Raw genomic sequence first — 21,753 nt, 5'->3', positions numbered from 1 at the left:
CTCCAGCCAGGGCAGGTCGGCCAGGCGGCCGCGTAGCCGGGCGCGATCGAAGCGGGGATCGCGGTTGCTGGGGTCGTCGACCGGCTCGATTCCCGCCTCGCGGACGATCTCGACCAGCTCGGCCTTCGTCCAGCCGAGCAGGGGGCGGACAATGGCGAGATCGCCTTCGTGCCGAATGGCGCGGATGCCGGAGAGACCGGCGATTCCCGAGCCGCGCTGGAGGCGCATCAGCAGCGTCTCGGCCTGGTCGTCGGCATGATGGGCGGTGGCGATAGCGCCGATCCCCCGCTCCGCCGCCCAATGCGCCAGCGCGTCGTAGCGGACGCGCCGCGCCTCGGCCTGGAGCCCGGCCGGGCCGTCCGGCACGGCGACGGGGAGGATCGCATGGGGGCAATCAAGGCCGGCGCAAATCTCCCCCACATAAAGCGCCTCGTCGCGGCTTTCGGGGCGAAGGCCATGATCGACGGTCGCGGCCTCGACGCAACCGGGAAGGGCGGCGTGGGCGAGGAGGAGCAGGGCGAGGCTGTCGGAACCGCCGGACACGGCGACGCCGAGGCGTTCAGGCGGGCCACCGTCGAAGTATTCGACGTCACGTCGGAAGCGGGCAACGGTTTCCGGGGCCGGTCTCATCTGCGTTCCTTAGCGTGATTTGATAGAAACAACGAAGGCCAGACTTCACGCCATTGGAAGGGGGCGCGGTTTCTGGTAGCGCCGCGCCATGCCGACGGCCTCCACGTCCTCTGCCCGCGAGATTCTGACCGGCCTTCATGACGTGATGGCCTCGCGCTCGGGCGCGCAGGCGAAGCTCAACAAGGTGGTGAAGATCATCGCCGAGGCGATGGCGAGCGAGGTGTGCTCCATCTATCTGCTGCGCGACGGGCTGCTCGAGCTCTACGCGACGGTCGGGCTCAACCAGAGCGCGGTGCATGTGACCAAGCTCGCCATGGGCGAGGGGCTGGTCGGAACGATCGCCCGCGACGTCTCGTTACTGAACCTCGACGAGGCGACCAGCCATCCCGAATTCGCCTATCGGCCGGAGACGGGCGAGGAACTGTACCACAGCTTCGCGGGCGTGCCGATCGTCAGGCGCGAGCGGGCGATCGGCGTGGTCGCGGTCCAGCATGCTGAGCCCCGGCGCTACGACGACGTCGAGATCGAGGCACTGCAGACGGTGGCGATGGTGCTCGCCGAGCTGATCGCCGGAGCAGGGCTGGCCGACAAGGCGGGGGCCGCCACCGAGACGACCCGGGACGCGGGTTCGGCGCGGCTGCCGGGCCTCAAGCTGGTGCTCGGCATGGCGCGAGGCGTCGCGGTCTATCACCAGCCGCGCATCCTCATCGAGCATACCGTCGCCGAGGATATCGAGGCCGAGCGGCACCGCGTCTATTCCGCCTTCAGGAAGATGCGCGAGCAGATCGACACGATGACCAGCGCGCCCGAATTCGGCACCGCGGGCGAGCATCAGGAGATTCTAGAAACCTACAAGATGTTCGCCTATGACGAGGGCTGGTCGCGGCGGATCAACGAGGCGATCGACAGCGGGCTGACGGCCGAAGCGGCGATCGAGCGCGTCCAGCAAAGGACGCGGATGCGGATGCGCGAGATCAACGACCCGCTGCTCGCCGAGCGGATGCACGACCTCGACGACCTCGCCAACCGGCTCTTGCGCATCGTTTCGGGGCGGCTGGGGACGGCGGCGCAGATGGGGCTCCAGCAGGACGCGATCCTGGTCGCGCGCAATCTGGGGCCGGCGGAGCTGCTCGAATATGACCGGCGGCGGCTCAAGGGCGTGATCCTGGAGGAGGGTTCGCTGACCGCTCATGTCACCATCGTCGCGCGGGCGATGGGCGTGCCGATGATCGGGCGGGTGCGCGACGTGCGGCAGATGATCACTGAGGGCGACGAGCTGCTACTCGACGGCGACGAGGGCGTCGTCCATGTCCGCCCGACCGGGCCGATCGGCGAGGCGTTCGACGCCAAGCTGCTGGCGCGGCAGAAGCAGCGCGCCGATCTCGCCGCCTTCAAGTCCCTGGAATCGATCACGCTCGACGGCGAGCGACTGACGGTCGCGATCAACGCCGGGCTGCGCGACGATGTCGAGGCGCTGGAGACGACCGGCGCCGACGCGATCGGCCTGTTCCGCACCGAGTTCCAGTTCCTGGTCTCGGCGACCCTGCCCAGGCGCGAGGCGCAGCAGCGGCTCTACAAGGCAGTGCTCGACGCCGCGGACGGCAAGCTGGTCGTGTTCCGCACGCTCGATATCGGCGGCGACAAGGCGCTGCCGTATCTCAGGACGGAGGATCAGGAGGAGGAGAATCCGGCGATGGGCTGGCGGGCACTGCGCCTGTCGCTCGACCGCTCGGCGCTGATGAAGACGCAGGCGCGGGCATTGCTGGAGGCGGGCGCGGGCCGCGAAATCTACATCATGTTCCCGATGATCTCGGAGCCCTGGGAGTTCGATGCGGCGAAGGCGCTGGTCGAGGAGCAGCGCGAATGGCTCGCCGCCAGGAAGAAGCTGACGCCCTACAAGATCAATTACGGGGCGATGCTCGAGGTGCCGGCGCTGGCCGAGGCCCTCGACATCCTGCTGCCCAGGATCGACTTCCTTTCGATCGGCACCAACGATCTGACGCAGTTCCTGTTCGCGGCCGATCGATCGCATCCCAAGCTCGCCGAGCGCTACGACTGGCTGTCTCCGGCGATCCTGCGATTCATCCGCCGGGTGGTGGGCGTCGCCAGGGACCACAAGGTGCCGGTCGCCGTTTGCGGCGAAATGGGCGGGCGGCCGCTCGAAGCGATGGCGCTGGTGGGGCTCGGCATCCGGCGGCTGTCGATCACGCCGGCGGCAGTCGGGCCGATCAAGGCGATGATCCGGTCGCTCGACCGCGGCCAGATGATGACGCATATGGAGACGCTGCTCGCCGCTCCGCCCAACGACATGCGCGCGGCGCTCGTCGAGTGGGCCGAGGAGAATGGCGTGTCGATAGGGTGAGGGCGGCCGGGGTCGGTTGACATCGGGCGGCCGGTGCTGTGACATGATCTGGATCAATCGGCGAAGCGGCGGAACAGACCGCGATTGGGGGATGTTTTAATGAGTGAAGCGGATCCGGAGCGCATGACCACACCGATTGGCGAACGATTGAGGAAGGCCCGCGAGGCCTGCGACATGAGCCTGGAGGATGTCGCCAACCGCACGCGCATCCCGATACGGCACCTCCAGCATATAGAAAACGGCGAATGGGACGCGCTGCCCGCGCCCACCTATTCGATCGGCTTCGCCCGCTCCTACGCCAATGTCGTCGGCCTCAATGGCAGCGAGATCGGTGTCGAGCTGCGCGAGGAGTTGGGCGCGAACCAATATCGTCCCGCCGCGCCGACCGCCTATTACGAACCCGCCGACCCGGCGCGGGTGCCGCCGCGCTCGCTGGCGCTCATTGCCGGCGCGATCGCCCTGCTCCTCGTCGTCGGCTACGCCGTCTGGCGGAGCGGCGCCGTCGATGATTCCGACGTCGATCCAGCCGAGGTCGCCAGCGTCGAAATGCCGCTGCAGGAGGCTCCGCCGACGTCCGGCGTGGCTCCCGGTCCGACCGCGGCGCCCGTCGCGACCGGGCCCGTTACGCTCACCGCGACCGAGGAAGTGTGGCTGCGGGTCTATGAGACGGACGGCGAGCGGCTGCTCGAAAAGACGATGACGCCGGGTGAGCGCTACGTCGTGCCGGCCACGGCCGAACGGCCGCAGATCCTCACCGGCCGACCCAATGCGCTCCGCGTCACCGTCGGCACCACCGAAATCCCGCCGCTAGGACCCGCCGAACGGACGATCTCGGACGTGAGCCTCGCCCCGGCGGATCTCATGGCCCGAATTCAGCCGGCGCCGACGCCGGTGCCCGCCCCGACGCGCTGACGCCGCGGCGCTTAATGCTGGCGACAGGGCGGACCGCCTAATACAGGCGGAGCGACATCACCAAGCGGGGACAGACACTCATGCGTATCCATCTTCTCGGCCTCATCCTGCTGGCGGGCGCGGCCATGCCCGCCGCCGCCCAGGAGCGCCTCGACCGCCGCCTCGACCGGCTGGAGCAGGAGATGCAGGCGGTCCAGCGGATCGTCTTTCCGGGCGGGGCCGGACGTCAGGGCCCGATCATCCAGCCCGAGATCCAGCCGCGGACCGGCGCCGATATCGGCGGCATCCCCGCCTCCACGGCCCTGTCCGACCTCACCGCCCGCGTTGACGCCCTGGAGGCCCAGCTTGGGCGGCTGACCGGTCAGGCGGAGGAGAATGCCTATCGCCTCCGCCAGATGGAGGAAGCGCTGACCAAATATCGGGGCGACATCGATTTTCGCCTCAACGCGCTCGAACAGGCCGGTGCCCCGGTGGCCGAGGAGCCCGCCGCGGTCGCGGAGGAGGATGAGCCGCTGGGGGGTCGCGCCGAGCCGTCGGCTGTCGATCAGCCCGACACCGGCGATCCCGCCGAGGATGCCTACCTCGTCGGCTATCGCCTGTGGGATGCCGGCCGCTTCGCCGGCGCACAGAAGGCCCTGGAAGCGATGGCGAAGGAGCATCCCGATCACCGTCGCGCCAGCTATGCCCGCAACCTGGCCGGCCGGGCCGCGCTCGACGACGGCAAGCCCGCCACCGCCGCCAAGATCCTGCTCGCCAACTATCAGGACGACCCGAAGGGCGAACGCGCCGCCGACAGCCTCTTCTTCCTCGGCGAAGCGCTGATGGAGCTCAAGAAGCCGGCCGACGCCTGCAAGGTCTATGCGGAGCTGCAAGACGTCTATGGCGGCACGATGCGCAACTTCATTCAACAGCGGCTGCCGCAAGCGCTGGAGGCGGCGGGCTGCTAAGGCGGCTGATCAGTCACGCCCCTTGGGCTCCATCCGCGGGTGAAGGGGGTGGCGGTTCGCGGCGGCGGGGCTGCTCCTGACCTTGCTCGCCATTGGCGGACCCTATGTCTATCCACAGGCGCTGTTCGCACCGGCTCGAATATCGAAATTATCGAATATGGTCGGACCGGCCAATCGATCCGGCGATCACACATGTGCTGGACGATGCAACGCGGCGGCTTCGGACCTCGCATCTCTACGACCCGCAAGCACCCATCTGGCTATTCTTCTGCAACGAACCCTGGCGGATGCGGCTCTATACGGGGCCGGTCGGCGGCGTCGCCGATACGCTGCTGACCCAAAACATCTATCTGCGCGAAGCGGACATCGGCGCCAATCGTATCGTTCCGCCGCGCGGTACCCTGGCCGATGCGGACCAGCGGTCCCTCTCCTACTTCGTCGCGCATGAAGCGACCCATATCGTGCAATCGCGAGCATTGGGGCGCTTATTGAAATGGCATCCCGAGTGGCTTGTCGAAGGTTACGCAGATTATGTCGCCAAGGCGGGCGACTTCGACTTTGAGGAGAATCGTAGCCTCCTGAAGCAAGACGATGCGTGTCTCGATTATGCCCGCAGCGGACTTTATCGTCGCTACCATTTGATGGTGGCTTGGCTATTGGACGAACAAGGGCAGGAGATCGTCGAGATCTTCGCGGTCCCGCCGACACAGGATACTGTCCTTGATGACTTGCTCGGAAATGAGAGGCGCTGAAGATGGGAACGATCGCGGCTGAAGCATTCGGCGCCGTCGACACGCCTTTCGCGCTGGTCGACGAAGCGCGGCTGAATCGGAATATCGAGCGGATGAATGGGGTAGCGGGGCGGCATGGCGTTCGGTTCCGCCCGCATGTCAAAACCGCCAAATGTCGCGAGATCGCACGGAAGATTTTCGGCGGCACGGGGCCGATCACGGTCTCGACCTTGAAGGAGGCCGAATATTTCCTCGCCGACGGCTTCGACGATATTCTCTACGCGGTGTCCGTTTCGCCGGCCAAGCTGGAGCGGGCGCGGTCGATAGCGAACACCGGGGCAAAGCTGACGGTGCTGGTGGACAGCGTCGCGGCGGCGAGGGCGGTTGCGGATTTCCAGCGGACTCCTCCCGCGCTGGGCGTCGCCATCGAGATCGATTCCGACGGTCGCCGCGCCGGACTGAAGCCCGACGACCCTAGCGTCGTCGACATCGCGGAAATCCTCGAGGGCGCGCCGGCCGTGCGATTTTGGGGCGTGGTGACCCATGCCGGCGGCTCCTATGATTGCATCGACGAGGATGGCATTCGCCGCATGGCCGAACAGGAGCGGGTGGCCGTGGTCGAAGCCGCCGAAAAACTCCGCGCGCGCGGATTTGCCTGCCCGAACGTCAGCGTCGGATCGACGCCGACCCTGACCTTCGCGGAGCATCTGTCCGGCGTCACTGAGGCGCGGGCGGGCGTCTATGTCTTCCAGGATCTGGTGATGGCCAATCTCGGCGTCTGCACACTGGACGATATCGCGCTCTCGGTGATGGCGACGGTGATCAGCCATCGGCCGGACAAAGGCTGGATCATCGTCGATGCCGGGGGCCTGGCGCTGTCCAAGGACCATGGCACGGCCGAGCAGGCGAGGGACTATGGCTATGGCGCGGTGTGCGACGCGGACGGGCGGCTCCTGCCCGGCCTCACGGTCGGCAAGGTGAACCAGGAGCATGGGCTAATAACGGCGGCAGACGAGGCCGCCGCCGCGACACTGTATTCGATATTGCCGATCGGCGCCCGTGTTCGGATTCTTCCCAACCACGCCTGCATGACCGCCGCCGCCTATGACGTCTATCAGGTAATCGCTGGCGAGGCGGCGCGGCAATGGGGGCGCTGCAACGGTTGGTGATTAGCTTCCCGCAAGACCGTGGCCGCCGACGGGCTGGGTGACGACATGGCTGTCGAAGCCGGCGAGGATCGGGCGGGCTTTGGCGATGGCGGCTTGAACGGCGGGGAGTTGGAGCGAGGCCTTATGGCTCGCCTCGCTGTCCCAGACTTCGGTGATCCAGATGGCGTCCGCTTCGCCCGTGTCCCTGGCGACGATGTAGCTGAGGCATCCGGACATCGCCCCGACGCCTTCGAGCAGGATCGCGATCAACGCATCGCGTTCGCCGGGTTTTGGCCGCATCTTTCCGATCAGGCCGTACATGCCGTTCTCCCTTTTTGACAACGCGATGGCCGGACTCGACAGCAGAGCGGCCGCGCCGGCGATGAAAGTACGGCGGGCTAGTCCGATCACGCGTGCGCCGCCCGCCGCTCCAGCGCGTGGGCGGCTTCGTCGACAAGCGTGCGGATGATTTCGACGACACTGGCTTCTTCTTTCACCATGCCGACCGACTGGCCGGCCATGACGGAGCCGGATTCCACGTCGCCGTCGATGACCGCCCGCCGCAGCGCCCCGGCCCAATAATGCTCGATCTGGAGCTGGGCCTCGGCCATCTCGATCGCCTCCTCGTCGAGCAACTGGGCGACCTCGCGCTGCTTGGCGGCGAAGGCGACCATTTCCTTGTTGCGGAGCGCGCGGACGGGGATGACGGGGAGGCGCGGGTCGACCTGGACGCTGGTGACGGCATCGCGGGCGGAGGCGCGGATGAAGGCCTTCTTGAAATTGGGATGGGCGATGCATTCGTGGGCGCAGACGAAGCGCGTGCCGAGCTGCACTCCGACCGCGCCCATTTCGAGATAGCCGGCGATGAGGCCGCCCTTGCCGATGCCGCCGGCGACGAAGACCGGCGTGTCGGCGGAGACTTCGGGCAGGATTTCCTGGGCGAGGACGGAGGTGGAGACCGGGCCGACATGGCCGCCCGCTTCCATGCCCTCGATCACCAGGGCGTCGACGCCCGAGCGGATCAGCTTCTTGGCCAGCGCGAGGGCCGGGGCGAAGCAGACGAGTTTCGCCCCGCCCTCCTTGACCCGGTCGATCGCGCCCGCTGGGGGGAGGCCGCCGGCGAAGACGACATGCCCGACGTCGTGCTTCTTGCAGACGTCGATCAGCTCCATGATCTGGGGATGCATGGTGATGAGGTTGACGCCGAAGGGCCGGGTCGTCCGCTTCTTCGTCTCGGCGATCTCGGTGTCGAGCAGGTCCGGCGTCATGGCCCCGCAGGCGATGACGCCGAAGCCGCCAGCGTTGGAGATGGCGGAGACGAGGTTGCGCTCCGAAATCCAGCTCATCGCGCCGCCCATGATGGCGACCTCGCAGCCGAGGAAATCGGTGCCGCGCTTCATCAGGCGCTTCAGGCGGTCGCGGCCGACGGATTGGGTTGCATCGTTCACGCTTCAGTCTCCGCGTCGAGGCCGTAGGCGGTGTGGAGGACACGGACGGCGAGTTCGGTATATTCTTCGGGGATCAGCACCGAGACCTTGATCTCGCTGGTGGCGATGGCGAGGATGTTGATGCCGCGATCGGCCAACGCCTCGAACATGCGGGCGGCGATACCCGCGTTGGAGCGCATGCCGACGCCGACGGCGCTGACCTTCACGACGTTCATGTCGGTGATGATCTCGTCGAACCCGATTGCCTCCTTCGCCCTGGTGAGCGTGTCGACGCTCTGGGCCAGGGCGGCGGTGGGAACGGTGAAAGTGAGATCCCTCTTCTCGCCCTCGCGCGCGACGCTCTGGACGATCATGTCGACATTGACGTTGGCCTTGGCGAGCGGCGCGAAGATGGCCGCGACCGTGCCCGGCTTGTCGGAGAGGCCGAGGAGGCTGATCCGCGCCTCGTTCTTGTCGTAGGCGATGCCCGTGATGAGCTGGCGTTCCATGTTCATTCCTTCGAGTTCCTCATCGCTTACGACCATCGTACCGGGGCGATCCTCGAACGAGGAGAGGACGCGGAGCGGCATTTTCTCACGCATGGCAAGGCCGACGGAGCGGGTTTGCAGCACCTTGGCGCCGACCGAGGCAAGCTCCAGCATCTCCTCATAGGTGATGACGTTGAGCTTTCGCGCGCGCGGGACGATACGCGGGTCGGTCGTGTAGACGCCGTCGACGTCGGTGTAGATGTCGCAGCGATCGGCCTTCATCGCGGCGGCGAGCGCGACGGCCGAGGTGTCGGAGCCGCCGCGGCCCAGCGTCGCCAGGCTGCCGTCCGCCGCCACGCCCTGAAAGCCCGGGATGACGGCGATGCCGCCGCCGTCGAACACGCGGTTGAGCGCGTCGACGTCGATGCCTTCGATGAGCGCGGCGCTGTGAGCGGCGCTGGTGCGGACGGGGAGCTGCCAGCCCATATAGGAACGGGCGTTGAGGCCCATGCCCTGGAGGGTGATGGCGAGAAGGCCGCTCGTCACCTGCTCTCCGGAGGCGACGACCACGTCATATTCGCGTGGATCGTAGAGCAATGAGGCTTCGCGGCAGAACTGGATGAGGCGGTCGGTCTCGCCGGCCATCGCGGAGACCACGACGGCAACCTGATTTCCGGCCTCGGCTTCTCGCTTCACGAGATTGGCGACGTGACGGATGCGCTCGATCCCGGCCATCGAGGTGCCGCCGAATTTCATGACGATGCGGGCCATGCGTCTCGCTTGAAAAGCCTTGGGATCAGGAGGGCCTGCCTGATAAGGGGGCGCCATGGCACATGCAAGCGAGCCTGTCGGCACCATCGACCCCAAGGAAGCGGCCCATTTCGGGAAGATGGCGGCCGAATGGTGGGACCCGAGAGGCTCGTCGGCGCTGCTCCACCAGATGAACCCGGTGCGCCTCGGCTATATACGCGACCAGATCGACCATCACTGGCAGCTCGACGAACATGACCGCAAGCCCCTTGCGGGCAGGCGAGCGTTGGATATGGGCTCGGGAGCAGGATTGCTCGCCGAGCCGCTGGCCCGGCTGGGCGCGGAAATCACCGCCATCGACGCGGCGCCGGAGATCATCGCCGTGGCGCGCCATCATGCCGAGGGGCAGGGGCTGACGATCGACTATCGGGTGGGTGGAGTGGAGACGCTGGACGGCTCGTTCGATCTCGTCACTTCGATGGAGGTGATCGAGCATGTAACGGAGCCGCGCGCCTTCGTCTCCGGTCTGGCCGCCAGATTGGCCGAGGGCGGGCTCCTGATCCTGTCGACGCCCAACCGCACATTTCGCGCGCGACTGATGATGATCACGCTGGGTGAGGGGACGGGTCGTATTCCCAAGGGCACGCACGACTGGGACAAGTTCCTGACGCCGGACGAGCTGTGCGCGATCCTCGAAGAGGCGGGGCTGGAGGTGCTGGACGTCACCGGCATGGCCTGGTCGCCGACGCGGGGCTTCAGCCTGTCGGACGACAAGTCGCTCGACTATTTCGTGACGGCGCGGCGAGCGTAGATCTCGTCAGCCACCAACCGTCACCCTAGCGAAGGCTGGGGTCCATGCGGCTTCTCAGTCAGCTTGGATGCCAGCCTTCGCTGGCATGACGATTTAAGCGCGGCAGCCTTAGTCGCGCGGCTCACTGGCATAGCGGGTCATCAGGATGGCGGCGCGCTTGGCCTGGCGGGGAAGGCTTGTGAGGTCGACCCACTCGCCTTCGGCATGGGCCTTGCCGCCGACGACGCCGAGGCCCGCGAGCGTGTCGACGTCGGCAGCGACGAAGCTGCTGTCGGCGGCGCCGCGCCGGGCGGGGTCGTATTCGGGCATTTCGGGGAGGCCGAGGTCGCGGTTCACCTCGTTCAATTTGGCGAGGATGGCGCGGTTGCCCTCGGTCGGCTCCATCGGCGGATAGCCATGGTCGGCGAACTCGAGCTCTGCCGAGGTTTCCGGCAAATGCTGGGCGACGATCGCCTCCATCTTCGCCCGCACCCGCGCGTCCTGCTCACGGGTGAGACTGCGTAGGTCGCCGCGCGCGATGGCGGTTTCGGCGATGATGTTGGTCTTGCCGGACGCGGTGACGCGGAAGCCTTGATCATCAATCGCGGCGGGGGTGCCGCCGGCCATGACGCCGACATTGTAGGTGAGGTTGGGCTCGGGCAGCTCGCGGCGGAAGGCGTCGAGGATGCGCGCCATCTCGTAGATCGCGCCATAGCCGACGCCCTCGCGGAAGATACCGCTCGAATGGCCGGTGCGACCGCTCGTGGTCAGCGTCCAGCCGGTCGAGCTGCGGCGGGCGACCGTGCCGTATTCGACGCCCTTGTCGTCGCGGGCGAGATTTTCGAATTCGAGCGCGACATCGGCCCAGCGGCCCGCCTCTATAAGATCGCGACGGGCGACTTCGATCGGCGAGCCGCTGCGTTCCTCGTCGCCGGTGAGGACGACTTTGATGTCGGCTTCGTCCAGGGTGCCGGCTTCCTCCATCGCCCGCAGCGCCGCGACGATGACGGCAACGCCGCCCTTGTCGTCGCCGATGCCGGGGCCGACGGCGCGCTCGCCTTCCCGGGTGAATCCCTGAAAGGGCGAGTCCGGCTCGAACACCGTGTCGAGATGGCCGATGAGGAGCATGCGCTTGCCCTTCCCGCTGCCCTTGTGGGTGGCGACGATATGGCCGGCGCGTCCGGTCTCGCGCATGTCGACCCACTGGACGTCGAAGCCGAGCGGCTCCAGCTCCGCGCGCACCGTCTTTCCGACCGCTTCGACGCCGGCAAGGTTCAACGAACCGCTATTCTGGTTCACCAGCCGCTCCAGTAGCTCGATGGTGCGCTCGCGCTCCGCGTCGACCGCCTGGACGATCTGTTGCTCATCCTGGCCGAGGCCGGTTTGGGCGGCGGCCGGAAGGGCGACGAAGAGAAACGACAGGAACGCGAGGAACTTCATGGCAATCTCCGGCTGAGTGCCTTTCATGCCGGGTTCGTCACGACAGGGTCAAGGCTGCAGCCAGTACGGTATGCTGTCGGCCGCTATGAGCGCCTCGACGTCGAGGCGCGCGCGGACCACCGCCCATTGGTCGCCGTCGACCAGCACTTCCGGTGTCAGCGGACGGCTATTGTAGGTGCTCGCCATGGTGGCGGCATATGCGCCGGCGGTGCGGAAGAAGAGGAGGTCGTCCGCCTCCACCCGGTCCATGTGGCGGGCGGTGGCGAAGGTGTCGCCCGTCTCGCAGACCGGCCCGACGACATTGGCGACCCGGCGCTCGCCGGCGGGCACCACCGCTTCGATGGCGTGCCAGGCATCGTAAAGGCTGGGCCGCATCAGGTCGTTCATCGCCGCATCGACGATGACGAAGGGATGGAGAAGGCCGGGCTTCACCCGAATCACCCGAGTCAGCAGCACGCCGGCATTGCCGACGATGAGGCGGCCTGGCTCGAAGATGAGGCGCACATCCCAGCCTTCCGTCACGCGACGGACCATCGCGCCATAATCGGCGGGGCTCGGTGGCGGCGGCTGGGCGGGGTTATAGGGAACGCCTAGGCCGCCACCCAAATCGGCGGTCGCGATAGTATGCCCATCGGCGCGGAGCGCGCGGATCAGTTCGCCGATTTTTGTGAAGGCCCGTTCGAGCGGGTCGAGGCTGGTCAGCTGGCTGCCGATATGAACGGCAACGCCTCGCACGGCGAGGCCGGGAAGCCCGCGCCCTTGCCGATAGGCTTCGAGCGCATCGGCGATGGGAAGGCCGAACTTGTTGTGCGCGGCGCCGGTCGAGATTTTGGCGTGGGAACCCGCCTCGACGTCGGGGTTGATGCGAAAGGCGGCGGGCGCCTTTTGGCCGAGCGACCGCGCCACGTCCGACAGCATCCGCGCTTCCTCGATCGATTCCAGGTTGAACTGGCAAAGCCCGCCCGCGAGCGCGCGCTTCATCTCGTCGGCCGTTTTGCCCACGCCGGAAAAGACGATCTTGTTCGCATCCGTGCCGGCCGCGCGAGCACGGGCATATTCGCCGCCCGAGACGACATCCGCGCCCAGCCCTTCCCGGGCCAAGGTGGCGAGCACGGCGGCGTTGGGGTTGGCCTTGACCGCATAAGCGACGAGCGGATTCGTCAGCGGCTGAAGCGCCTCGCGGAACACCCGCGCATGGCGGCGCATGGTGGCCGATGAATAGACGTAGACGGGTGTCCCAACCGCCTCGGCGATCCGCGGGAGCGGGACGTTCTCGCAATGGACGATGCCGTCCCTCAGCTGGAAATGATCCATCTCGCTCCCATTTCGTCATGCCGGACTTGATCCGGCATCCATGACCACCGGTCTGTGCCCATCGCATCCGTCGGTGTTCTTGGGCCCCGGATCAAGTCCGGGGTGACGCTCAGAGGGTCAGAAGAAATCCACCTTGTCGTAATGCGCGGGGGGCGCGATCACCTCCATGCGCTCGCCAAGGAAGGGGCGGAAGCTCGGCCGCGACTTCATCACCGCATACCAATCGGTGGTCTGCTTGTGTCCGCGCCAGTCGATGCCGCCGAGATAGTCGGCGACCGAGAGATGCGCGGCAGCGGTGAGGTCGGCCAGGCTCAGCACGGATCCCGCCAACCAACGCCGGTGGTCGAGCAGATAGTCGATATAGTCGAGATGATTGTTGGCAACCTTCATCGCTTCGCGAAGCACGCGCGTGTCGGGCGGATCGCGATTGACGAGACGCTTTCTCATCCGCTCCTCGAGCAGCGGCCCGACCACCTCGCCATAGAGCCGGCCGTCGAACCAGGCGACGAGGCGGCGCACCTCGGCGCGGTTGACCGCCGTGCCGGGTATCATCGGCGCGCGGTCGATCGTCTCCTCGAAATATTCGCAGATGGCGTTGGAATCGATGAGAACCGTGCCCTTGGCATCCTCGACCAGCACGGGCGTCTGGCCGGCCGGATTCATGTCAATGAACTCGTCCCGCTTCAGCCAGGGCGATTCCCGGACGAGCTCATGCGCGACGCCCTTCTCGCCCAGCATCAGCCGGACCTTGCGGGAGAATGGACAAAGCGGGAATTGGAAGAGCTGCCACATGGCCCGCGACTAATAACGCCGCACGCCCTCGCGTCCACAGCTTAGAAGCAGGGAATCGGGCCTAGTCGTCCCAATCGTAATCGTAGGGGCGCATCGCCTCATCCATGCGGCGTTCGAGGTCGATCATCGACCGACTGAGCACCGGGATCAGCACGGCGAGCTTTTCGGTCATCAGTGCCATATTGTCGGTGATCGCGCCGATAGAGCCGCGCATCCGCTCCTCGGCATAGGGATCGTCGCGCGTCGCCATGTCGCGGACGGTCTGGTAGCGATCGGCGTCGCGCGGGTCGCGGTACGGATCCATCGCCTCGACGATCCCGCCGATCGGCATGTCCATGACCGCGCCGACCATCCGATCCATGGCCACGCCCATCGTCTCGATCTCATGGGTCGAGGGAAGCTCGCGCGCAACCTCCTCGCCCGCCTCCGGATAGGGGTAGGGCTGCGCGAAAGCGGGAGCGGCGCACGCAAGCGCGGCGGCGGCGATCAGATAGTTACGCAAGACGGACCTCCTCAAGCACAAGGCGCGATTCAACGCGCGACGGAGCGACTCGGTTGCTCCCTTATAGCCGATGCGGTGACGCTTTGCTGAATGAAGGGCGGTGACTAGCGCGCCAGCAGCCAGGCGAGGGCCGCGCCGCCGACGACGATGCGGTACCAGGCGAAGGGAGCGAAGCCGTGGCGGGAGACGATGCCGATGAACCATTTGATGACCAGCAGCGCGACCACGAAGGACACGACGAAGCCGACGGCGATCGTCGCCCAGGCACCCTGGCCCAATTCGGCACCGGACTTCAGGAGGTCGTAGCCCGAGGCGGCGAGCATGGTCGGGACCGCGACGAAGAAGCTGAACTCGGCCGCGCTCTTCCGTTCGACGCCGAGGCCGATGGCGCCCATGATCGTGGCGCCCGAGCGGCTGACGCCCGGGATCATCGACAGGCACTGGATAAGGCCGATGCCGAGCGCAGTCTTCCAACTCATCGCCTCGACGCTCGGCGTCGTCGGGTGGCGGTTCCAGCGCTCCAGGACGAGGATGGCGATGCCGCCCAGGATCAGCGCGACCGCGACGATGATCGGCTCGTCGAGCATCGCCTTCACCGCGTCGTAGACGATGAGACCGACCACGGCCGAAGGCAGGAAGCCCAGCGCGATGTTGCGGGTGAAGGCGATCGAATCCAGGTCCCTCCGGCCAAGCCCCACGAACACGTCCCAGAAGCGCCGCCAGTAGAGCACGATGACGGCCAGGATCGCGCCCAGCTGGATGACGATCTCGAACGTGCCCGCGGCCGCTGAATCGAAGCCCAGCAGCTCGCCCGCCAGAACTAGGTGGCCGGTCGAGGAGACGGGGATGAACTCGGTCAGTCCCTCGACGATGCCGAGCAAGATGATAGTGAGGAGGGAGGCTTCCATTTTAATCCGTCAATCGAGGCAGAGGAGGTGCGGGTCGCGCTCAGTAGGGCGACTTGACCGCGAAGCGGCCGTGGCGGCGGTAGGAGGTGAGCCAGCCTTCGGCGACGGCGGCGAGCGGAGTCGGCGTGACGCCGAGCTCTTTGAGGCCCTTGGCGCCCGGCGAGACGACATTGTCGTGCTGCAGCATCAGCCACTGGTCCCAGGTCATCGGCGCGCCGGGCAGCCAGCCGAACAGCCCGGCCATCATCGACGCGGCGGCGTCCGGCACATCGACCAGGGTCCGCCTGTGCCCCGTCGCCTCGCTGATGCGCTGGTTGAGCGCGCGCATGGTCAGCACTTCGGGGCCGCCCAGCTCATAGGTCTTGCCGCCATGGGCGCCGGGATCGAGCGCGGCGGCCGCGACCGCGCGGCCGACATCGGCGACATAGACCGGCTGGAATTTGGCGTCGCCCCGGATCACCGGCAGGATCGGCAGCATCCGCGCGAGGCTGGCGAAGCGGTTCACGAAATTGTCTTCCTGGCCGAACACGATCGACGGCCGGACGATAGTGGCGCCGGGGAAGGCGGCGCGCACGGCCTCCTCGCCCTCGCCCTTGCTGCGGCCATAGTCCGACTTGGCCGACGGATCGGCGCCGATGGCAGAGAAATGGACGAGAGCATGGACGCCGGCATCCCTCGCGGCCTCGGCGATGTTGCGAGCGCCGCCGACATTGACGGCATAGGGATTCTTGAACACGCCGACCAGGTTCACGACCGCATCGCTGCCCCTGATCGCCGCCGCGACCTGATCGGGCTTCGTGATATCGCAGGCGACGAACTGGGTCTGGCCGAGCCCACCCAGGGGTTTCAGGAAAAAGGCCTGGCCGGGATTGCGCTGCGCGACGCGGACGCGAACGCCGGTCCGGTAAAGCGCCTGGGCGACGTAGCGGCCGATGAAGCCGCCGCCGCCGAACAGGGTTACCAGCCGATCGAGTTTCTGCACCATCGTTCTGAAAATTCGCCCTCGAAAAAGTCGCGCCCCCAATGCCCGCTTGGCTAGTCGTTGACAAGCGCGCATGGCCCCCGCTAAGCGCGCCGCCTACCGCACGTTTTGTCTCTGTGCCCAGGTGGCGGAATTGGTAGACGCACCAGCTTCAGGTGCTGGCGCTCGCAAGGGCGTGGAGGTTCGAGTCCTCTCCTGGGCACCAAGCACAATCAAAGTGCTTGAAACGACAGAGAAACCCCAGATATCCGATGCTTAGAGTTGCTCCGAAGGTGCAAAACCAAGGTGCAAGGGGCGACTCAGATGGGAGCATCTGTGGATTATCTGGAACGGGACCGCAAAACAGGACTCCTCAGTTACCGCCAAAACCTCAAATCACCCTTGCAACGCGGGAGCCATCCACAGTGCACGGTCCGCAACCCATTGCGGACACTGCCGATGGGCGCCGCCAAAAGTTTGAGGCCGATTTCATCGCTCGCGCGCCTGGCGTGCGAAGGGTTGCGCCAGCCGTCCATGGATTGTCGCCGAAAGCCTTTACAATACGGATGGCGGCTAGGACCCACTCGATGAGCTGTTGTCCGTCGCCTACAAATAAGATGGTATCCTCGTAATGCGCGAGGCGCACGCCACCGGCGTTTTCGGAAGATAGGGCCGCGACCTTGCGGCGGAGCGTTCACGCGCTGATCAAGGCGGGGCCGTCCGCCTGACACTCATGGCTGAGATGGGGTAATCTCGACCTCGTCGACCCACTCGGGAAAGAAAACGGGATCGAAGTTGGACCAGTCAATCGCCGCCATCTCGCCCGCAGTGATCGAACTGAGCAGCGCCTTCCGAAGACTTGGGTGGAGATAAGGCAAGCTCGCCGCTCCGACGAACGCGCTCGGCAGCCACGGGCGCACCGAAGGCCCGAGCAGCCGCTCATACAGAAAGTGGTATGCGGAGAAGCATTCAATCTTGCCCTCGCCGAGATCGAAGGCCGAAATGGTGATCAGCAACCCAATAATCTCGGTCATCGCATTGATGTCGAAGTCGTCGGGAATGCTGTTGCGGATCACTTCGAGCAACGTGCGATAGAGCTTGTTCTGCGCCTTGATGCTTGCCGTTTCGATGGGACTGCGGGACCAAAGCGTGGTCGCGTCGGCACCCCACGCTGCGACGTCCAGCGACCGGCAAATGAAGCGCTGCTCCGCCGCGCTGAGGGCCGCGAACTCTTGCATCTCGAAGATCATTTGGGTTGCTTGTTTCCGTTCCATTTCAGCACCTGCTTGCAAGTCGTTTGCAGGTGCTTTTCGCATGGGTGGAGCGTTAACCTCCAATGCCGGTGTCGCATGGTCATGATAGCGGAAAGGTAGGGATCAAGGTCACTAGCGCTGGGGCGCGAACGGGCATGGGTTTGATACAGGATGCGCATAATTGCGGTGGCCGGGCTTGTCGCCAAGGTGTAATGGCGCGTTTTGCGATCGGATGCTTGGAGCTGCTTATGGAAATGCAGCAGGTCCGGTACTTCGTGGCGCTCGCGGGGACGCTCAACTTCACGCGCGCCGCCGAGCGATGCAACGTCAGCCAGCCGGCGCTCACGCGTGCGATCCAGCAGCTGGAGCACGAGTTGGGCGGTCCGCTGTTCCACCGGGAGCGGAGCAACACGCACCTTTCCGAGCTTGGCCGTATGATGCTGCCCTACCTGCGGTCCGTCGAGGAAAGCTGCCGCGCCGCGCGCGACCAGGCAAGGGCGGTCAAGAAGCTTGAGCGCGCGACACTGACCATCGGATCGATGTGCACGATCGGGCCGCAACTCATCTCGGAATTGCTGGTGCAGTTCCGGACTCAACACCCCGGCGTCGAAGTTCAGATCATAGATGCGGGAGGTCCGCAGATGATCGAGATGCTGGAGAAGGGCGACCTCGAAGTTGCGATTGTCGGTGTCCCCGGAGAGCTTGCTGGATCGCTCCACCAATTGCCGATTTTCGAAGAACGATTCCTCATCCTGCTGCCGCCGAACCACCGCCTAGTCGCCTTCGACGAGATCCCGGCGACCGAACTCGACAAGGAACCGTACGTCAACCGGTCCAATTGCGAGGTGTTCGAGCTAGTTCAAAAGGAGCTGGATAGGAGGGGCATTTCCCTACGGAAAGTGTTTAGCTCGCCGCGCGATGATTGGGTTCAGGGCATGGTGAAAGCAGGCCTGGGATACGGCTTCTTTCCCGAATTCAGCGTGACGGATCCCGACCTCGTAGTTCGTCCGCTAGTGAATCCGAGCTTCAATCGGACAATCTATCTGACCACGGTGCGCGGCCGCCCGCATTCGCCTGCTGTCGGAGCGTTCGTCCAGGAAGCGCGTCGCTATCCTTGGCCGGCGACCCGGCTACCGGCAGGAACCGGCGAAACAATTGTGGTCGGTCAGCAGATCATGGCGCTCGCCTAGCGCGCGCAGCGCGTGAAGTTCATCGGCGCTTAGTTATCAGGGGCGACGGTACAAGCGGCAGTCGAGCGTCTGCGAACACAACCTGGGTTTTGGGACTGCCGGGACCACTTCACGATCGATGCTTGCCAGATCGACCTGAGGCAATTTGATACACTGTCGGATAACGATGCCGCCGGGCCAACAGCACTCGAACCATGCCTACGATCGCGGTGGCGGGCCACAAAACGGGCCACCGAAAAAGTCACTCAAGATATTGAATTTAATATCAAAATCTTAGCTGGAGAGTGTGAGTTCTCTCCTGGCACCATTCTCAAGAACCGGAAAGCCGCCGGTTTCGGGCGTCCCCATAGAGGACTCCTGAGAACCAAGACGACCCTTTTGATCTTGCAGATAGGCGCTTCCGCGCATTGGCCGATGATTACGCTAAAGCCCGATTGATGGTTATTTTCCCACGCGTCACCGTGTTTGACGTTGCTTGACATCATCTCGTCGATACCAACGTGCCCCATAAATAAAATGCTGCCAGGGATGCGACCTATGATGGAATCTGTGTCACGCCGGGATCTCCTCGCTGCGGCAGTATTTGCTCCAATACTCCCCGGCGCTCTGAATGCCCAATCCACAGGCACCCTGTTGATCGAGGGGCGCACCTTCAGCGGTGCAAGGAGTCTTACGGGCACCGGCGGTGAAGGTGGCGAGGGATTTCGTGCCAAATCGGGCATGCTGGTCCGCAACTGCCACTTTCTCAATCTCGGCAACGGTGCGATTCGCGTGAACGTCCCGACCGACAATCTGGTGATTGAGGATTGCGACGGTGACAATCTCTACCGTTTTCTGGAGGACACGTCGTCGGTTACGGCAAATCCGGCTGTGCTCAGCAATTTTGCGCTTCGGCGCATCGTTGCGCGCGAACTGGATCGCGGAATGACGCGTATCCGCTACGGTTCGCACCACGGCACAATTGAGGACGTCGTCGCGTCCGGCAGCGCGCAGGGCGACCTTTACTGCGTTGGTTTCCAGCTGGACGATCAGGCGCATGACATCACCTATCAAAGGGTGGAGGCGCATGGCTTTCGCGAGACCAACCGACCGAACACGAGCTACTGGAACGGCGACGGCTTCTCCGATGAGCGAGGCAATCGTGCGATCCGCTATCTGTCCTGTACCGCGACGGATTGCACCGATGGCGGCTTCGATTTGAAATCCGCGGACATGTTTCTCGAAAACTGCGTCTCGCGCGGCAACAAGCGCAATTACCGCTTGTGGAGCAAGGGCAAGCTAAGCAGCTGCCACAGCGAGGATCCCAAATGGCGCGGCGGCACTGGTGGCGCGGCCCATTTCTCCTTCCATGGCGCGGCGGGCAGGTTCGTGATCGACCGACCCATCGTCCGTGCAGGTGCCGATAACGCTGCGCCGGTTTTCCTTATCGAGACAAGCATCCCACTGACGCTCGATATTATAAACGCCGATATCGACGCTCCGGCAGCACCGCTTCTCGCAATCAGGGGACCGGCGCCGCAGATCAACTGGTCGCCGGCCCGTGAACAGCAGACAATCCGCGTGGCGCGCGATCTGGCCTAAGACCGGCTCCGGAATCGTCAGGTGGTATAACCGGTAGGCCGGTTGCGTACGTGAGCGCCTGCTTTTCGACATTGTCTTTCGAAACCTGTCGGGCTGCTTTCGGCCACTCTTCGTCATTCGATGCCTTGCCTGACATCCAGGGATGTCCACAGGTTCTTTGCCATGAGCTTGAGCCTGTGAGCTTGAGCCTGTGAGCTTGGGCCTGTCACGAGGCCATCACAGGAGAGCTAATGGAGTTCGGGAACGTCCTGAAGTCAGTCACTAAGAAGGTCGCGTGCGGATTCTGCTTCTCCTCGGTCCCAGCCAATCTTCTTTCACGACAAGCCGGAAGAGGTGCTTATTTCCTCCTGGCGATGCCTGGTCATCAGCGAGATAGAGATGGTGCCGCCGATGATGCCGACGGTCGCGAGGAGGGTCAGCCAAACCGGTATGGTGACGAAGTGGCCGCCAATCATCTTGGCGCCGATTAGGACGAGCAGCAGGGCGAGGCCGTAGCGCATGTAGCGAAGGTGCTCGACCAACCCCGCTATGGCGAAATAGAGGGCGCGAAGGCCGAGCACAGCGAAGATGTTCGACGTGTAGACGATCAGCGTGTCGCGCGTGACGCCGAAAATGGCGGGGATGCTGTCGAGGGCGAAGACCAGATCGGTAGCCTCGATAACGATCAGCGCTAGGAACAGCTGGGTGACGCGGAGTTTGCCCTCCCGGCGGACGAAGAAGCTTTCGTCCTGGCTGTCTTCCACAACCTTCAGCCGACGTCTCAGCAGGCGCAGCAGCTTGCTGTCGCCGATATTCTTGCTCGAATCCTTCTTCAAAAGGAGCCGGATGCCGCTCACGATCACCAGCGCGCCGAAAAGGTAGAGCAGCCATTCGAAGGCGTTGATGAGCGCGGCGCCCGCGAAGATGAAGATGCCGCGCAGCGCCATCGCCCCCATGATGCCCCAGAAGAGCACCCGCTGCTGGGCGTCGTCCTCGATCTTGAAATGCTGGAAGATCAGCACCCAGACGAAGATGTTGTCGAGGCTTAGGCTCTGTTCGAGCAGCCAGGCGGTCACATATTCCATCGCCGGATCGGCGCCCATCGTAACGAAGACAGCGCCGCCGAAGCCCAGTGCGAAGGCGGCATAGGCGCCGACCATGGTCAGCGCCCGGCGCGTGCTGATCTCATGCTTGCCGCGACCGGCGACGCCGAGGTCGAAAGCGAGAATGCCGATCACCAGCACGGCGAAGCCGGCCCACAGCCAGGCCTGGGTCATGCGATCCTTTTCTCCTGTCCGATGGCGGAAGAACGGAGGCGGGGGCGCTTGGGTTTCGACGACGGCTTATTCGGAATGACGATCAGCGTGGCTCCTCGACGAGAAGCCCCCGGTCTACCTCGCCGATGCGCGCGCATCCGAGCAGCGCGAGGGTGAGATCGGCTTCGTCGCGCAGAATTTCGATGGCGCGGGTGACGCCCGCCTCGCCGGCCGCGGCGACGCCGTAAAGAGTGGCGCGGCCGACCAGCACGGCATCGGCGCCGAGCGCGATCGCCTTGATGATGTCGCCGCCACTGCGGACGCCGCCGTCGACGAGTAGGGGAAAGTCCGCGCCCCCCGCCGCGCGCGCCGCCGGCAGCATGTCCAGCGGG

Annotated in this window: 21 protein-coding genes and 1 tRNA gene; 9 read left to right on the top strand and 13 right to left on the bottom strand. The window is 65.2% G+C overall.

The genetic code is table 11. The features are described from left to right. Positions 1-630: tRNA lysidine(34) synthetase TilS (gene tilS / locus VIR62_RS10005; protein WP_431870909.1), on the bottom strand; the 630-nt coding region annotated here is incomplete at its 3' end. An 88-nt stretch (positions 631-718) separates the two neighbouring features. Between tilS and ptsP the strand changes: the two genes are divergently transcribed. From ptsP to VIR62_RS09980, 5 genes are all read left to right on the top strand, one after another. Beyond that, positions 719-2,992 (top strand): phosphoenolpyruvate--protein phosphotransferase, encoded by a 2,274-nt coding sequence (gene ptsP / locus VIR62_RS10000; RefSeq protein ID WP_431870907.1) that lies wholly within the window; start codon positions 719-721, stop codon positions 2,990-2,992. A 123-nt stretch (positions 2,993-3,115) separates the two neighbouring features. Next, positions 3,116-3,904, top strand: coding sequence for a helix-turn-helix domain-containing protein (locus VIR62_RS09995; RefSeq protein ID WP_431870905.1), 789 nt, complete (start codon positions 3,116-3,118; stop codon positions 3,902-3,904). 80 nt (positions 3,905-3,984) lie between these two features. Next, a complete protein-coding gene (locus VIR62_RS09990) occupies positions 3,985-4,851 on the top strand; it encodes a tetratricopeptide repeat protein (protein WP_431870903.1) in 867 nt (288 codons plus the stop codon). A gap of 194 nt (positions 4,852-5,045) precedes the next feature. Next, positions 5,046-5,603: a hypothetical protein gene (locus tag VIR62_RS09985; protein ID WP_431870901.1), complete on the top strand. Its 558-nt coding sequence runs from the start codon at positions 5,046-5,048 to the stop codon at positions 5,601-5,603. 2 nt (positions 5,604-5,605) lie between these two features. After that, positions 5,606-6,751: an alanine racemase gene (locus VIR62_RS09980; protein ID WP_431870899.1), complete on the top strand. Its 1,146-nt coding sequence runs from the start codon at positions 5,606-5,608 to the stop codon at positions 6,749-6,751. Here VIR62_RS09980 and VIR62_RS09975 read toward each other — a convergent pair whose 3' ends face one another. The 3 genes from VIR62_RS09975 to VIR62_RS09965 all read right to left on the bottom strand — a co-directional run bounded on the left by VIR62_RS09975 (position 6,752) and on the right by VIR62_RS09965 (position 9,416). Further along, positions 6,752-7,051, bottom strand: a complete 300-nt coding sequence (locus VIR62_RS09975; protein WP_431870897.1) for a putative quinol monooxygenase — start codon at positions 7,049-7,051, stop codon at positions 6,752-6,754. Positions 7,052-7,137: 86 nt separating this feature from the next. Then, positions 7,138-8,130: an NAD(P)H-dependent flavin oxidoreductase gene (locus VIR62_RS09970; protein ID WP_431870911.1), complete on the bottom strand. Its 993-nt coding sequence runs from the start codon at positions 8,128-8,130 to the stop codon at positions 7,138-7,140. A 44-nt stretch (positions 8,131-8,174) separates the two neighbouring features. After that, the gene (locus VIR62_RS09965) at positions 8,175-9,416 is read right to left on the bottom strand and encodes an aspartate kinase (RefSeq protein ID WP_431870895.1); all 1,242 of its coding nucleotides are present in this window, start codon (positions 9,414-9,416) and stop codon (positions 8,175-8,177) included. Positions 9,417-9,471: 55 nt separating this feature from the next. Between VIR62_RS09965 and ubiG the strand changes: the two genes are divergently transcribed. Next, the gene (gene ubiG, locus VIR62_RS09960; RefSeq protein WP_431870893.1) at positions 9,472-10,206 is read left to right on the top strand and encodes a bifunctional 2-polyprenyl-6-hydroxyphenol methylase/3-demethylubiquinol 3-O-methyltransferase UbiG; all 735 of its coding nucleotides are present in this window, start codon (positions 9,472-9,474) and stop codon (positions 10,204-10,206) included. Positions 10,207-10,314: 108 nt separating this feature from the next. Here ubiG and VIR62_RS09955 read toward each other — a convergent pair whose 3' ends face one another. The 6 genes from VIR62_RS09955 to VIR62_RS09930 form a co-directional block, all read right to left on the bottom strand. Continuing rightward, positions 10,315-11,625, bottom strand: coding sequence for a M20/M25/M40 family metallo-hydrolase (locus VIR62_RS09955; protein ID WP_431870891.1), 1,311 nt, complete (start codon positions 11,623-11,625; stop codon positions 10,315-10,317). Positions 11,626-11,673: 48 nt separating this feature from the next. Then, on the bottom strand, positions 11,674-12,939 hold the full coding sequence (lysA, locus tag VIR62_RS09950; RefSeq protein ID WP_431870889.1) for a diaminopimelate decarboxylase: 1,266 nt from the start codon (positions 12,937-12,939) through the stop codon (positions 11,674-11,676). A gap of 117 nt (positions 12,940-13,056) precedes the next feature. Continuing rightward, positions 13,057-13,731, bottom strand: coding sequence for a glutathione S-transferase family protein (locus tag VIR62_RS09945; protein ID WP_431870887.1), 675 nt, complete (start codon positions 13,729-13,731; stop codon positions 13,057-13,059). Between the two features lie 61 nt (positions 13,732-13,792). Further along, positions 13,793-14,233 carry a hypothetical protein gene (locus tag VIR62_RS09940; protein WP_431870885.1) on the bottom strand — a complete coding sequence of 147 codons (441 nt, stop codon included), beginning with the start codon at positions 14,231-14,233 and terminating at the stop codon, positions 13,793-13,795. Positions 14,234-14,337: 104 nt separating this feature from the next. After that, positions 14,338-15,141, bottom strand: a complete 804-nt coding sequence (locus tag VIR62_RS09935; protein WP_431870883.1) for an undecaprenyl-diphosphate phosphatase — start codon at positions 15,139-15,141, stop codon at positions 14,338-14,340. Positions 15,142-15,181: 40 nt separating this feature from the next. Next, positions 15,182-16,126 carry a complex I NDUFA9 subunit family protein gene (locus tag VIR62_RS09930; protein WP_431870881.1) on the bottom strand — a complete coding sequence of 315 codons (945 nt, stop codon included), beginning with the start codon at positions 16,124-16,126 and terminating at the stop codon, positions 15,182-15,184. Positions 16,127-16,241: 115 nt separating this feature from the next. On the opposite strand from VIR62_RS09930, the gene VIR62_RS09925 reads away from it, so the two are divergent. Then, positions 16,242-16,328, top strand: a tRNA-Leu gene (locus VIR62_RS09925). A 505-nt stretch (positions 16,329-16,833) separates the two neighbouring features. Here VIR62_RS09925 and VIR62_RS09920 read toward each other — a convergent pair. Then, complete coding sequence (locus VIR62_RS09920) at positions 16,834-17,418, bottom strand: hypothetical protein (RefSeq protein ID WP_431870879.1); 585 nt, start codon at positions 17,416-17,418, stop codon at positions 16,834-16,836. Between the two features lie 149 nt (positions 17,419-17,567). Between VIR62_RS09920 and VIR62_RS09915 the strand changes: the two genes are divergently transcribed. Beyond that, on the top strand, positions 17,568-18,545 hold the full coding sequence (locus tag VIR62_RS09915; protein WP_431870877.1) for a LysR family transcriptional regulator: 978 nt from the start codon (positions 17,568-17,570) through the stop codon (positions 18,543-18,545). A gap of 537 nt (positions 18,546-19,082) precedes the next feature. Next, positions 19,083-20,126, top strand: coding sequence for a hypothetical protein (locus VIR62_RS09910; protein WP_431870875.1), 1,044 nt, complete (start codon positions 19,083-19,085; stop codon positions 20,124-20,126). A gap of 314 nt (positions 20,127-20,440) precedes the next feature. On the opposite strand, the gene VIR62_RS09905 is transcribed toward VIR62_RS09910, so the two are convergent. Next, positions 20,441-21,382: a TerC/Alx family metal homeostasis membrane protein gene (locus VIR62_RS09905; protein ID WP_431870873.1), complete on the bottom strand. Its 942-nt coding sequence runs from the start codon at positions 21,380-21,382 to the stop codon at positions 20,441-20,443. Positions 21,383-21,464: 82 nt separating this feature from the next. Further along, on the bottom strand, positions 21,465-21,753 hold a 289-nt coding region (locus VIR62_RS09900; RefSeq protein ID WP_431870871.1), incomplete at its 5' end, for an alpha-hydroxy-acid oxidizing protein.

Origin of the sequence: Allosphingosinicella sp., from assembly GCF_036570505.1 — a bacterium.
Lineage (GTDB): Bacteria > Pseudomonadota > Alphaproteobacteria > Sphingomonadales > Sphingomonadaceae > Allosphingosinicella.
This window is presented reverse-complemented; position numbering and strand designations above follow the sequence as displayed.

Excerpts from the sequence above, each read along its gene's own strand:
- ptsP (WP_431870907.1), top strand. The coding sequence starts at position 719 with ATGCCGACGGCCTCCACGTCCTCTGCCCGCGAGATTCTGACCGGCCTT.
- VIR62_RS09995 (WP_431870905.1), top strand. The coding sequence starts at position 3,116 with ATGACCACACCGATTGGCGAACGATTGAGGAAGGCCCGCGAGGCCTGC.
- VIR62_RS09990 (WP_431870903.1), top strand. The coding sequence starts at position 3,985 with ATGCGTATCCATCTTCTCGGCCTCATCCTGCTGGCGGGCGCGGCCATG.
- VIR62_RS09980 (WP_431870899.1), top strand. The coding sequence starts at position 5,606 with ATGGGAACGATCGCGGCTGAAGCATTCGGCGCCGTCGACACGCCTTTC.
- VIR62_RS09975 (WP_431870897.1), bottom strand. The coding sequence starts at position 7,051 with ATGTACGGCCTGATCGGAAAGATGCGGCCAAAACCCGGCGAACGCGAT.
- VIR62_RS09970 (WP_431870911.1), bottom strand. The coding sequence starts at position 8,130 with ATGAAGCGCGGCACCGATTTCCTCGGCTGCGAGGTCGCCATCATGGGC.
- VIR62_RS09965 (WP_431870895.1), bottom strand. The coding sequence starts at position 9,416 with ATGGCCCGCATCGTCATGAAATTCGGCGGCACCTCGATGGCCGGGATC.
- ubiG (WP_431870893.1), top strand. The coding sequence starts at position 9,472 with ATGGCACATGCAAGCGAGCCTGTCGGCACCATCGACCCCAAGGAAGCG.
- VIR62_RS09955 (WP_431870891.1), bottom strand. The coding sequence starts at position 11,625 with ATGAAGTTCCTCGCGTTCCTGTCGTTTCTCTTCGTCGCCCTTCCGGCC.
- lysA (WP_431870889.1), bottom strand. The coding sequence starts at position 12,939 with ATGGATCATTTCCAGCTGAGGGACGGCATCGTCCATTGCGAGAACGTC.
- VIR62_RS09945 (WP_431870887.1), bottom strand. The coding sequence starts at position 13,731 with ATGTGGCAGCTCTTCCAATTCCCGCTTTGTCCATTCTCCCGCAAGGTC.
- VIR62_RS09935 (WP_431870883.1), bottom strand. The coding sequence starts at position 15,141 with ATGGAAGCCTCCCTCCTCACTATCATCTTGCTCGGCATCGTCGAGGGA.
- VIR62_RS09930 (WP_431870881.1), bottom strand. The coding sequence starts at position 16,126 with ATGGTGCAGAAACTCGATCGGCTGGTAACCCTGTTCGGCGGCGGCGGC.
- VIR62_RS09920 (WP_431870879.1), bottom strand. The coding sequence starts at position 17,418 with ATGCGAAAAGCACCTGCAAACGACTTGCAAGCAGGTGCTGAAATGGAA.
- VIR62_RS09915 (WP_431870877.1), top strand. The coding sequence starts at position 17,568 with ATGGCGCGTTTTGCGATCGGATGCTTGGAGCTGCTTATGGAAATGCAG.
- VIR62_RS09910 (WP_431870875.1), top strand. The coding sequence starts at position 19,083 with ATGATGGAATCTGTGTCACGCCGGGATCTCCTCGCTGCGGCAGTATTT.
- VIR62_RS09905 (WP_431870873.1), bottom strand. The coding sequence starts at position 21,382 with ATGACCCAGGCCTGGCTGTGGGCCGGCTTCGCCGTGCTGGTGATCGGC.